The sequence below is a fragment of the Paenibacillus sp. A3 genome (assembly GCF_001399685.1).
Taxonomy (GTDB): Bacteria; Bacillota; Bacilli; order Paenibacillales; family NBRC-103111; genus Paenibacillus_G.
Map to the genome: position 1 here is coordinate 1 of NZ_JTHN01000268.1, position 12,106 is coordinate 12,106.

Sequence of the window (12,106 nt, forward strand, 5' to 3'; positions counted from 1 at the left end):
CGGGAAATACCCGCTGCTAAGCAGCTTCCAATAAAAATTTCCTGCAGACAACAGCGACCGGAAGTAGATACCCCCCCCCTCGTACTCCCTCTATTACCTCAATTGACCACTTTCTCAACAAGCTCCGGCCCCCTTTGGCGCCTTTTTGCACTAGTGAAATACCCACACGAATTCGCCGTACGCCGAGGACCAACCGGCTTCCGTGCCGCTCAGGGAGCCGCTTTTCCGGCCTTCGGCATCCACGGTGACTTCGGCTATCCTCCAGCGGTACTCGCCTCTCTCGTAGGCAAACGTCTCCCCATCGTCGTCAAACAGCCGGAACTTGCCCGGACTCGTGCCGTAATGGTGCAGCTCCAGATCGACCTTCTCTCCGGCGCGCGGTGCATGGTCCATGACGGCCATCATCGGAATAACCGCGCCGTCCTTCACGAACACCGGAATCTTCTCAAGCCCTGGCCGCACGCGGATCGTACGGCCGCCTTCGAAGCGTTCCCCCGTATCGAAGTCGTACCATAGACCTTGCGGCAAATAAACGATCCGCTCCGTTTCTCCTTCAAACAGCGGGGCAACGAGCAGCGAATCGCCGAACATAAACTGGTCGTCCCATTCTTTATCCGCTGCGCCCCCGTAAGCGAATTCATCCGAGTCGAAGCGGCCGCTGCCGGCCTGCGCGCGCACCGTCACGCCGGCTTCCAGAGCCATGGCCCGCACCGGGGGCACGCCTTCCGCCCAATAGTTGGCGAAGGTTGAATACAGGTAAGGCAGCAACTGCATGCGCAAGCGAATGTAGCGGGTAACGATGGGCTCGACCTCGGGGAACGACCACGGCTTCGTCCCGTCGGCCCATGCATTCAGCATGGCAAGCGGCGAGAAGCATACAGTCTGCATCCGGCGGATCCAATCTTCGCTGCTCCCCGCTTTTCGCACCTCGGGCGTCCAGAGCAAGCCGCTGAACCCCGAATTGCACAAGGCGCGGACATAGTCTCGGTGGTCGTACAAATCGGAATAAAGCACGTAAGGAAGCGACGAAGCGGCGCCTGCGGAAGCACGAACCAAGCCGTACGTCCTGCGGTTATGGGAGCGGTATAGATCGTCGGTCATTTTTTGAAGCAGCAAGCCGTACAGCTGCCGCTGCTGCTCGCCGTCATAGCCTGACGGAAAGCTTGCATGCGCAGGGAACATCCACGAGTTGCGGGTCAGCTCGCTGCCGTCGCATTCGTCCAGCTTATAGCCGGATACGCCGATCTTCACGTGCTCGCGTTCATGCTGTTCCCTATAAATCGCTTGCGCCTCGGGCAGCGTATAATCCGGCGCCAAGCCGTGCCAAACCGTGTGGGATCCGGAAAGCGGCCGAAGCGCCTCGTAAATGGCCGCATCCGGCGATACGTACGGATGCTCCCACAGGTTGATTTTGAAGCCGTCCTTTTCCAGGTCCCGGACAAATTGCTCCGGATCGGGAAACAGCTCCCGGTTCCATTCGTACGTTACCGGATAGCTGCGGGTATGCCAGCCCGGCTCAAGTCCGATGACATCGCACGGAATGCCCCGTTCCCGGAACGCCGCCGCTTCCGCACGCACCTCGTCGGCCGAGTAGCTTTTGGGCACCCGGTGCCAGAAGCCAAGCCCCCAGCGCGGGGGAAGCGAGCCGCCGCCAAAATACAAGTTGTAGCGGCGAACGGCGTCAAGCGGCGTCGGTCCGGCAAAAACATAAACGTCCATCCCCTCGTCCGCCACCGTAATTTCCACCCGGTCGCTCACCGGCGTCGCTCTCCACGACGAATCGCGGTTGCGATCCTTCGCGTTCCCGGACAGGCCGCTGTCCGACCGGACCGACGAGCCGCAGCACAGGGTCACGATGCGGGAGGTATCCGCATATACCCCGTAGCCTAAGCTGGATACATAGAACGGAACGGGAGCATGCGTCTCCCCCGTATCCTGCTTCGGGTCGCTGTTGACCCGCAAATAACGCGTCCGGCCGCGGTGATTCAGCTTCAGAAGCTGCAGACCCAGTCCGTACAGCGACTCCTCGCTTCCGAGCGGCAGCGCCACGACGATACGGCCGCCGACCCGCTCAATTTTCACCTTTGCCGCATCGAACGGGAATTCGGCTTCACCCATCGTTTGCAGAGCTGCCGTCTTGGGAGTCCGGTTCATGACCGAAGCGGGAGACAGCGTCGAAGGACGTCCCGCCTTTAGCCGCCATATTCCCGGAGCTACCGTCTGCCAGGTCAATGTCGATTGTGCCATTTGCTTCTCCCCTTTGGACCGATTTTTACGCATAATGACCGCTTATTTCATCTTTAAGGGAAATGCCTGATTCCAGGTGTTGCTGCAATCCGAAAAGCCTTTCACGCCGTCCGATACCGCTGCAAACAGATGCGTGGGCTTGCCGTTCGCATCAAAAAGCAGAAACGGTCGCTCCAGATTGCCGAGTGTCGTCACCGTTCCGTCATCCCAGACAACGGTACGCGAGTAAGCTTGGGGCTCCTCGCTTACTTCCCAATTCAGCCCGTCGCGGGAATGCGCGCGGATGCCGCCGTATTTTTCGCCACAGACGGTGCCGTCCATATCTTTGGCAATCAATTCATAACCGTCCTCGGTCCGCCAAATAAACGGATCTTCGAGATGGAACCGCTCCGGCGGAAAAACGGGCGTTTCCTGGAGCACCCGGTACGGGCCTTCGTATTGATCGGCCGCTGCGGCGCCGATGGTCATTTTGCCGTGAGCGTTGCCTTCATACCGGCGCGCTTTATAGATCAGCAGCACGGAGCCGTCCTCGCCGACGCTCGGCGCCGGGTTGGACGTCAGGAAGCTGTCGAACTTGCCGGGCCGCACGCCGAGAATCGGAGCTTCCCGCCGGGTCCATGGACCGAACACGCTGGTCGCCGTTGCGAGGCCGATGCGCTTGTTTGCCCGTGCCACGATGGTCCGGGGATCGTTCAAGCCTTCGAACGTTTCCGGATCGGGATCGCTGAGCGGATGCGTCGAGCCCATATAAAACAACAAATACCGGTCTTTATGCTTCACGATGTGGGGATTGTGCGTACTGCGCCCGTCCCAGTATTGGGCGCCGCGGGCCGGCAGCACGACTTCCTGAAATGCATACGGCCCTTCCGGCGTATCCGACACGGCACGGACCACCTCGGATTGCAGAAGCCAACCCGGATGCATCGGCAGCGATTTCGGCCAGCGCGAAGCGAACATGTGGTATTTTCCGTCCTCCCCTTGCACGACGGAACCGCACCATACCCAATATCCTTCCATCCGGAAGCCGCCTTGTCGCGGCGCCGGCAGCATTTCCCATTTCATCCCATTCGCCTCTCTTTTCTCGAAATAAGATTGTTTAGAGTCGTTAAAAATGCTTCATGGCGGTGACCGGGGACTTCATTTTCTTTTTCCTGAATTGCGAGGGCGACTCGCCTTTACGCTCATGAAACAGCCGGGAAAAGTAGGACGTCGTCCAGCCGACGCTTTCGCTGATCTCCGTCACGGTCATGCTCGTCGTTTCGAGCAGCTCCATCGCTTTGAGCAGCCGCACTTCCTGCAAATATTGAATCGGACTCATCCCAAGCCGCCGGTTGAACATCCGTATGATGTAATGCGGGTGGAAGCCGAATCGCTTGGCCATATCGTCGAGCGTGACTTTGGCCGCATAATGATTGCGGATGTAATCGGCCATCGGAAACGGACCGCCGCCGGATAACGCTTGTTCGGAGCGAACCTCGTGAGTCAACGGCTTCTGTCCCCCTCCTAGCCGCGCCAAGGTAAGCAGCACCGTCTTGACTGCCGCGTCCATCCTGTAGGACGCCAGTGGATCGTCCGCATCGCCCGGCAATCCACCCGCTTGCAGCCAAAATTCGATATCGGACACCGCGGCCGAGCCGCAAGCTCCCATCCGCGGCATGGTCCGGACGATCCGTTCCAAGCCGCCGTCGCGCAGCTCGAACCGGACGCCGAGCGCCCGCCCTTCCGTCGACAATGCGAGCTTACAACCGTATTCCGGAGGGATCAGATAATAGTAGCCGGAAAGAACGACGAACGATTCCGCTTCCATCCGCAGTTCTCCGCGGCCTTTCAATGCCAGTAGCAATAAATACGCTTCGCCGTCCTTCTTGCCCGAAGTCACTTCGTTCTGGCATCCGGCGCCGAAGCTGTAGAACCCGGTTGCCCGAAGCCCGGCGTCCCTCAACTCGTTATGCGTCACATCGACCCCGTTCATGGAAGCCCTCCTTTGCTTAGGCGTGAACCGATTCCGATTCCGGTTCGCGCGCCAGACACATTTCGAATCACCCAGGGTACACGCCAACGATGCTATGTTTGCACGGCGGCTCGTTCATTAAAGTTTCGGCGCATCTTGACTTTCCTTTTGTTCTAAGCTCATCTTATACGGAATCGAAACGCAAATGATTACGGAGTTTTAAGATCATGTATCGCTCTTTTGCTATTCCTTCCCATGCTCCGCTGCTGCCGACGGATTATTTTCGAGCCCATTGACAACGACTAAGTTACGTAATAATATATTTTTACGTAGCAAATACTGTTTTACGGAGATGAACCACTGTGACCGAAGACATACTGGAAAGCCTGCGGATTGAAGCCCCGGAGCAAGCCATGGTACTGCTCAATCCGCTGCGGGCGGATATTGCCGCACGGCTGGTCGTTCCCGCTTCCGCGGCGGAAGTGGCCCGGGCGATCGGGGAAGCGCCGCAGCGGATCAACTATCACTTGAAGGCGCTGGAGAAAGCCGGGCTCGTGCGCCGGGTCGGTACGAGGCAGGTACGCAACCTGGTCGAGGTGCTTTATCAAGCCGTCGCCAAGACGTTCATCCTGTCCGATCAACTGGGAATGAAGCCGGAGACGGTCCGCCGCCTCAAGGACCAAGGCTCGTTGTCCCATCTGGTTCAAACGGCGGAGCGCATCAAGCAGGATGCGCTGCTCCTGATGGAGCATTCGGACGAAGGCCAGGACATCCCAAGCGCGTCGCTGCAGTTTCAAGTCTCTCTCCGGGATGCGGAGGAGCGACACGCTTTTGTCGAGGAGTACGCCGCCCTTGTCCGGCAGTTGACCGCCAAGTACCGCAAACCGGCGAACGAAGCGGAACCGGCAGACCCGTATCACGTCGTGCTGGCCGTATATCCGCAAATCGATCAATCCTCGGGAGGGAATGCGTAATGGAACGCGAACGAGAGCACGAAGCAAAGCAGAACAGCGCTGCCGAAGCCGGCGGAGAAAACTCTCCGGCCGTCGTATGGCAGTGGTCGGAGCCGCAAAGGGACCGGGAAGCCGAACGAGGCCGCCGGCAGGTGACGCACTTGGACGACTACCGGCAGGCCGGAAACGATCGCTCGGAAGCGACCGTGACCCGCTGGACGCTGTCTTCGCGAACCGGAGAGCCGGGCGCCGAGGAAGTGCTCATCATGGTCTCCTCGGGCTTTACCGCACGCAGCCAACGCGGCCTGAGCCGTGGAGGCGCGAATATTCAAGCGCTGGCCGCCTGAGCGGTCTAAACTACCCAAGGAGGGCATCAAGCATGAACTATGTACCGGTCGTCGTAGAACAAACTGGCCGCGGGGAGCGTTCCTACGATATTTATTCCCGCTTGCTGAAAGACCGCATCGTCTTTCTCGGAAGCGAGATCGACGATCAAGTCGCCAACTCGATCACCGCTCAGCTTCTGCTGCTGTCGGCCGAGGACCCCGAGAAAGACATTCATCTTTACATCAATTCGCCCGGCGGCTCGACCACCGCAGGCTTCGCGATTTACGATACGATGCAGTTCATCAAACCCGACGTGTCGACCATCTGCGTAGGCTTCGCCGCCTCCTTCGCCGCCGTTCTGCTCGTCGCCGGAGCCAAAGGCAAGCGGTATGCGCTGCCTAACGCCGAAGTCATGATTCATCAGCCATGGGGCGGGATGAAGGGGCAAGCGTCCGATATGAAAATTCATGCCGACCGCATCCTCGATACCCGGGACCGGCTGAACCGGATCGTCTCCGAACGCTCGGGCCAGCCGCTGGAGAAGGTGGCGCGGGATATGGACCGCGATTACTTCCTGTCCGCAGACGATGCGGTGACTTACGGCTTGATCGATAAGGTCATGCAGCCTTAAATTAAGGCAGCGAATAAGGATCGGGGCTTCTTCCAAGGAAGCCCGGTCCTTTTTTGGTATTCGCGCTACTTTAACCAAAGCAGCGGCTGGCGAATCGCGATATTGCGCCGCACCTCGGGATCGGTCGGGTCCGCGTCCAACCGCTGCCACAGCTCGACGTATTCCGGTCGCCCCAGCGCAAGTCCGGCAAACAGCAGCGACGACACCTTCGCCGGCCACCCTTCGTCATGCTCCACATCCGGGGGAAGCGGCCATGCGCCTTTGTCGAACAGGTACGGAAACAAGTATTCGAAACCCTGCCGAATCCCCCGGCCGTCCGGCAGCTCAAAGCGCCATAAATCGTCCTCCGGCGTCGATAACACGTGGCACAAGGTCGTCAAGTTGTCGAGCGCGAAGATCGAGTAGCCGTAAGGCTTCGTGCGGCCGAGCTCGCGGTGAAAGCTGCCATCCACAGCCATTTGCTCCGGCAGCAGCGACTCCTTGTAACGTTGACGGCAAAAGCGCAGCATCTCCCCGTCGCCCGTAAACCGTGCGAACACAGCCGCCTGCACAAACCAGCAAATGCCGTGGTTGTTACCCTCGTTCATTTCTTCGATTCCGTTCTCATGCGTACGCATCCAATGCAAGTAATCGGCGAACCAGCGCCGCAGCGCTTCATACAGCTCCGGTGTCAAATGCGGAGAGTCTCTCAACGCCTCAATCGCGACAGGCACGTCGATCAAATGCAGCGTATCGATAATGCCGATGCCTCGCCCCGCGCAAATGCCCGGAATCGCTTGAGCGTACGCCAAGTGCGGGTTCATCCGGGTCGCATCGTCCGCAAAGAAGGTGCGCAAAAAGGACGCCGCCTTTTCCGCATAGGCCTCTTCCCCTGTCAGCTTATAGGCCGCCGCCAAATGCGCCGTGTGCGTCCGCATGCTGCGGAGAAGATGCCGGTGGCTGTCAAAATTACCCGGATTGCTCTCCCCATCCCGCCGGATATAGGGCAATCCGTCCGGCGTATTCGGATTCGGCCACCAATAATCGCCGTTGGAATAATAATCGTGAAGGCCTCCTTCGCTCAGCGGCGCCGGCCGGTCCGTTATCGCGACGGGCCTTGTCCGCATTGCAGCCTCCGCATGCTTCAACATCCAATCCCGCTCGAAGAGCGACGAAGCTCCGTCAAATTGCTTCCACAGTTCCTCCGCTTTTCCAAGCTCCTTCATCGCTTCCGCCCCTCTCTTATGCTGTCGGCTTACTAATCTCGCCTACATTATATATGGAAGCGGAAACACCCGAACATGGAATATTCTCATCTGTTTTTGGCTTTTATTCAGGTTTTTGGGGAACGGCTCGTGACGCTACTTGTTGTTTTATTCTTAAATCATTTTATATTAAAGGAATTAGTAGTATGATAGACTAGTTCAAACATTGCAAACTGAGGCAAGCGGAAGGAGTCTGCGTATGGAAGGCGATTTGCTCGTCGGGCTGCTAAAATTAATTCTGATCAACATCGTGCTTAGCGGAGACAATGCCGTCGTCATCGCTTTGGCCTGCCGCAATTTGCAGGCGGAGCAACAGAAAAAAGCCATATTCTGGGGGAGCTTCGGAGCGATTTTGCTGCGGATCGCTCTCACCTTCGCAGCCGTCTGGCTGCTGAAAGTTCCGTTCGTGCAAGTAGCCGGAGCGCTGCTGCTCCTGTATATCGCCGTGAAATTGTTGAAGGGCGAAGATAACGCCGAAACCTTGAAATCCAGCAGCAAGATCGGAGAAGCGATCCAGACGATCATCGTCGCCGATCTGGTCATGAGTCTCGATAACGTGCTTGCGGTGGCGGGTGCCGCCGGCGGAAACCTGCTGCTGATCGTCGTAGGACTGACAATCAGCATTCCGCTGATCGTTTGGGGAAGCCAACTGCTGATGCGCCTCATGAACCGTTTTCCTGTCATCGTTCTGCTCGGAGCGGCGCTGCTTGGCTATACGGCGGGGGAAATGACGCTTAGCGATAAAGCGGTCGGTCATTGGATCGAGGCAAGCTTCCCAGCCGGTCACTATGTGCTGCCCATCGGATTGGCTGTGCTGGTCGTCGTGATCGGCAAGCTGGCCAGCCGGAGGCTCGAGAAAGAGCATGCCAAAAAAGAAGCGGAAAAGCACGCCCTTTCCTAAATAAAAAGCACTCTTCGTCCCGTACGACGCGCATGGCGCCGCCGGCTGGCGAAGAGTGCTTTGTTTTTTCATCAGAGGCCTTACGTGCCGTTAAGCTAAACTTTAAGGCAGCGGCTGTGCAGGTACATTCGAGAGGGTGACAGCCTCCGTCTTCAAGTTGTTGCTCGCTTGTCTGAGCCGGAGGTTTGCCGAACCGCTCGTTCCCGGCTTAATCTGAACCGTCAAATCTATCGTAGCCTTTCCTTGACTGTTGGCCGTAAGCGAGAAATTCGAGCTGTAGCCGTAGCCCGCCGGCCACGAGCCGTCCGCATTGCGGATCTTCGCCACTTGGGTGCCGCCGGACACATAAATGCCCAGGTTTAAGTTCGACACCGTCGTCCCGGGAGCCAAATTGTCCACGACGACACGAATCTGAAACTCTTGGGCGTTCGGGAGCGGCTCCTGCTTGACGAAGCTGTACACCGGATTGCTGACTACCGATCCGGTGCCGTACGATCCCGGCTTGAACGTCGAACGGTCCCACCATTTATATCCGGCCGCCGGTGCTGACCACGGCTCGGGCTTCGGCTCGGTCGAGCTTGCCGGGTTTTCGAACGGCAGCAGCGCAGTCGGTTGGTCCAGCTGCAGGCTCGGGACTTGGTTAAGCTGCGTGTAGCTTTCTTTTTTGGCAAGCCAGTTTACGATGTTGACCAGCAGTTTGCCGTCGTCCTGCTCATTAAAGCCGTCGTAAGTCGTTTTAGCTTGTCCCGTTTCTTCGCGGCGGTATTTCGGCGTGGCATCCTCAACCGGCGACGAATCGCCAATGAACGCCGCCTTGCCGGCAGCCACTTTGGCGACAGCCGCGTACGGCCCTTCCGCCATCCCGCCGCCGTTATATACGCCTTGATCCACCGCATTCGGCCAAGCGGCGTTTGTCTGCGGCAGGTATACGATGCCTTTTGCCTTGAGAGGATCGATGATGGCAAGAGTCGAACCGGCATGCATCGCGACCGCCGAGACGCCTTGAGTAATCCCGAACGCCTGGTTAGGCGAAACGATCTGATTGGCCGTAACGTTTCCCAGCGCATTGTACCGGAAACGGACGCCGAAATTCGTGGCGAGCCAATCCGAGCTGGCCACTCCCTGCATTGCATCGGAAGTGCGCTCTTCGGCGCTCATGCCTTTCGCCGGATCGGTCCAGGCTCCCCGCCGGTAGCCGTTCATCACCTCGGAGGCATCCCAGCGATTTTTGTTACGGTCCGCATTATAATGGTCGGCGATGAAAAAGATACTGCCGCCATTCTGAACGTACTGCACCATCGCGTCCTGCTCGCTTGTTTTGTAAGGAATGTTGGCCTCTCCGACCACGAACACGTCGTAGCCGCTCAAATCGCTCAGCGTGATCGGCGTCGTTTTGCGAAGCTCCTTTACATAATAACCGTTGTTCGCGAGCGCATTGCCAAAATCCGAGAACGCCCCATCGATGACCCAGTCCGCAGCCCCGGCCGTCTGGCCGTGCGTGTTGTCGAACAGAATTTTTTTGCCCGCATTCTCGTTCACGACCGTAGGATTAAGGAACGGGGCAGGGTCCGTCGGCCCTTCCGCCAGCGCCTTCGGCGCCTCCCCTATCCATCCCGGCAGCGGAAGGAGCAGCGAAAGCGCCAGTGCCGTTTTTGCAAGAACAGCTTTAAAGGATCTCATCAGTTACCTCCAGTATTTTCTATATTGGGACATTCCACCCAGATCTATTTTACCATTTTGTCAAAGCTTAGGAGATTAATTTTTCGTAAAAAAGCTGGACAAAAAGCGGTTCACAGTTCGGTGACATGCTTCTCATTCCCTTCCTCTTGACGCATGGCGTCAAGTTCGCCGCGGAACCTTCGTTCGATCGCTTCCTTATCTCCGTACACGAATAGGATATCTCCCTCTTGGAGGGCCAACTGCAAACATCCGCTGCGGATTTTCGTCTCTCCTCTCTGTACGAACAAGACATTGATGTCCTCCTTCGGACAACAGACGTCGCGGAGACCGCGCCCCGCCATAGCGGACCCCTTGCAGATCGAAATGCGGGTAAATAAATCGCTGCCCGTAAAATACAATACTTCTTCGATCGGCAGCTCGTGCAGCTCGAATTCCTGCTTGAGATGCTTGTGAAACCGCCGCTTCAAGCTGTTGACGATACGCTTGTTTTTGGTTACGAGCAAAACGAGGCCGAACCCTAACGTCACACCTATCAGCTGCGGCACGCGGAAGCTTTGGGCCAATACATTGCTGAGCGTGGAGATCATCACCGCGAGCGAGAACACCCCGAACAAGATGAGAAATACGCCGATCTTACGCCGGACGGGATGCCGCAGGATCAGCTCCGACTCCTTGGTGGTGAACCCGGTGGAGGTTAGCATGGAGACCGCTTGGAAGCGGGCGATTTCATGGTCGAGACCCGTAACGACCAACAGCATGACGGCAATTTCCAGCACGATAAAAATCAAGACAAAATAGATCAAAATGAAAAGAAAGCCCATTCCCCCGGCTCCTCTCTATCCGTTCTATTCTCTTCATTACCATACTTGTCCGCCGGTGAACCCGGTGCCGCCCACGCCCGATGCCTTTACCGTTCGCTGCGCCGGTGAAGTTCGCGAACTTAGAGGAACTGCGATCCGCTATGCTTTCAATATTCGTCACCCCGATGCAATTAGGACATCTGTGATGCTTTATCGTCCTCATTTCGGGGAGCATGAACATTTTTCGACACAGTTAAATCATCCTGCTTCCCCTATGCATGCATCAACATTTCAAAGCTCGGATTAACGCATCGCCGTTCCTCAATTTGCCCATGAAAACAAGCGCCGCCCCTTCATCCCCGAAAACAGCAGCTTGGACTGCGGTTATCCCGAGGCAGAAGGAGCGGCGCTCCGGCATCGACTGTCAGCGGCGGGCCGGGCCATGCGTCCGCTGCACGCGCTAATACGTGTTATAAATGTTATCGCACTCTGCCGCGGTCGGCTGGTAGAAGCAGTGCTTCTTGTACCTGGCCACGAGCGGCTGGTTATACCATGTCGGCGGGCAATCCCCTTCCGGCCGGAAATACCAAAGACTGAACTTGGCCGGCCATTGCCGTTCGCCGTTCACGGTCCGGCGCGCTAAGCGCTTCTCCCGGTCTCTGGCTTTCTGATAAAAGTACCCGTGAATGACGGCTTCAAACGCATGCGGCTGATAAATCATTTGCGGAATCGTACGCAGTCCCTTAAAGTCCGAGCAATTCGCGCGAATGCGGTTAATTCCTACATTGCCGACAAGTATCATCCCTTTTTCCCCTTCCCCCTCCGCTTCCGCGCGAAGCAGTCGGGCCAGCAGATCGATATCTTGCTGCCTGGCTTTGACAACGGCCATGATGTCACCTCTGCAATCGTTATGATACTTACAGAGTATTGCCGTTCTTGCCCATAGGTGACTGACACGGGCGGCTTTTTCTTCCAAGAGCAAGGGAAGGGCGGTGTGCAGGTGCGGCGGCCATGGCCTTAATAAGCGCGCAGGACGTGAAGCAAATATTCATTCCGGTTTAACGGATTGTAATCGGTCCGCGCTCTTATGGGCACGTCGCCTTGCATTCTTACGAATCCGGCCGGTTCAACGAGCATGAAGCCTTCCCCCTGGGTAAACGCATGCAAGCTTCTCTTGAAGGTCTCCGTTGCGGCTACAGGAATGATACCTGTAATCAGGCACATGCCGTTATGCATAGCCGTTTCGTGCACCGCCGCTTGGATCGCGGATAATTTGTAAATCGCTTTGCTCATCATAGCGGCGGGCACCGTTAGCTCGAACCCCTGAATAGGCTAAAAAACATACGTACCCGCCTGTGCCAGCGCCTCCATC

The 12,106-nt window shown here is 57.3% G+C and carries 11 protein-coding genes and 1 pseudogene; 4 read left to right on the plus strand and 8 right to left on the minus strand.

The window, feature by feature from the left end:
* Nucleotides 1-150 precede the first annotated feature (150 nt).
* Genes QJ48_RS32305 through QJ48_RS32315 form a run of 3 tightly spaced genes read right to left on the minus strand, consistent with a single transcriptional unit; the run spans nucleotide 151 to nucleotide 4,219 of the window.
* On the minus strand, nucleotides 151-2,247 hold the full coding sequence (locus QJ48_RS32305) for a TIM-barrel domain-containing protein (protein ID WP_054977432.1): 2,097 nt from the start codon (nucleotides 2,245-2,247) through the stop codon (nucleotides 151-153).
* A 42-nt stretch (nucleotides 2,248-2,289) separates the two neighbouring features.
* Nucleotides 2,290-3,309, minus strand: coding sequence for a glycoside hydrolase family protein (locus QJ48_RS32310; protein WP_054977433.1), 1,020 nt, complete (start codon nucleotides 3,307-3,309; stop codon nucleotides 2,290-2,292).
* Between the two features lie 43 nt (nucleotides 3,310-3,352).
* Nucleotides 3,353-4,219: an AraC family transcriptional regulator gene (locus QJ48_RS32315; protein ID WP_054977434.1), complete on the minus strand. Its 867-nt coding sequence runs from the start codon at nucleotides 4,217-4,219 to the stop codon at nucleotides 3,353-3,355.
* Between the two features lie 341 nt (nucleotides 4,220-4,560).
* Here QJ48_RS32315 and QJ48_RS32320 point away from each other — a divergent pair, with 341 nt between their 5' ends.
* The 3 genes from QJ48_RS32320 to clpP are packed head-to-tail and all read left to right on the plus strand — an operon-like array spanning nucleotide 4,561 to nucleotide 6,109.
* Complete coding sequence (locus QJ48_RS32320) at nucleotides 4,561-5,172, plus strand: helix-turn-helix domain-containing protein (RefSeq protein ID WP_193394526.1); 612 nt, start codon at nucleotides 4,561-4,563, stop codon at nucleotides 5,170-5,172.
* Nucleotides 5,172-5,498, plus strand: coding sequence for a hypothetical protein (locus QJ48_RS32325; protein WP_054977435.1), 327 nt, complete (start codon nucleotides 5,172-5,174; stop codon nucleotides 5,496-5,498). Before QJ48_RS32320 ends, QJ48_RS32325 begins: the two co-directional genes overlap by 1 nt.
* A gap of 32 nt (nucleotides 5,499-5,530) precedes the next feature.
* On the plus strand, nucleotides 5,531-6,109 hold the full coding sequence (gene clpP / locus QJ48_RS32330) for an ATP-dependent Clp endopeptidase proteolytic subunit ClpP (protein WP_036681016.1): 579 nt from the start codon (nucleotides 5,531-5,533) through the stop codon (nucleotides 6,107-6,109).
* Nucleotides 6,110-6,174: 65 nt separating this feature from the next.
* Here the strand turns inward: clpP and QJ48_RS32335 are convergent, their stop codons facing one another.
* Nucleotides 6,175-7,314 (minus strand): alginate lyase family protein, encoded by a 1,140-nt coding sequence (locus QJ48_RS32335; RefSeq protein ID WP_082420769.1) that lies wholly within the window; start codon nucleotides 7,312-7,314, stop codon nucleotides 6,175-6,177.
* 238 nt (nucleotides 7,315-7,552) lie between these two features.
* On the opposite strand from QJ48_RS32335, the gene QJ48_RS32340 reads away from it, so the two are divergent.
* Nucleotides 7,553-8,254 carry a TerC family protein gene (locus QJ48_RS32340; protein ID WP_054977436.1) on the plus strand — a complete coding sequence of 234 codons (702 nt, stop codon included), beginning with the start codon at nucleotides 7,553-7,555 and terminating at the stop codon, nucleotides 8,252-8,254.
* A gap of 105 nt (nucleotides 8,255-8,359) precedes the next feature.
* Here the strand turns inward: QJ48_RS32340 and QJ48_RS32345 are convergent.
* The 4 genes and pseudogenes from QJ48_RS32345 to QJ48_RS32360 all read right to left on the minus strand — a co-directional run.
* Nucleotides 8,360-9,934 (minus strand): annotated as a pseudogene (locus tag QJ48_RS32345) (endonuclease); the annotation flags it as partial.
* Between the two features lie 110 nt (nucleotides 9,935-10,044).
* Nucleotides 10,045-10,755 carry a TrkA C-terminal domain-containing protein gene (locus tag QJ48_RS32350; RefSeq protein WP_054977438.1) on the minus strand — a complete coding sequence of 237 codons (711 nt, stop codon included), beginning with the start codon at nucleotides 10,753-10,755 and terminating at the stop codon, nucleotides 10,045-10,047.
* Nucleotides 10,756-11,194: 439 nt separating this feature from the next.
* Complete coding sequence (locus QJ48_RS32355; protein ID WP_054977439.1) at nucleotides 11,195-11,623, minus strand: cell wall hydrolase; 429 nt, start codon at nucleotides 11,621-11,623, stop codon at nucleotides 11,195-11,197.
* A 128-nt stretch (nucleotides 11,624-11,751) separates the two neighbouring features.
* Nucleotides 11,752-12,063: a hypothetical protein gene (locus QJ48_RS32360; RefSeq protein WP_082420770.1), complete on the minus strand. Its 312-nt coding sequence runs from the start codon at nucleotides 12,061-12,063 to the stop codon at nucleotides 11,752-11,754.
* Nucleotides 12,064-12,106 lie beyond the last annotated feature (43 nt).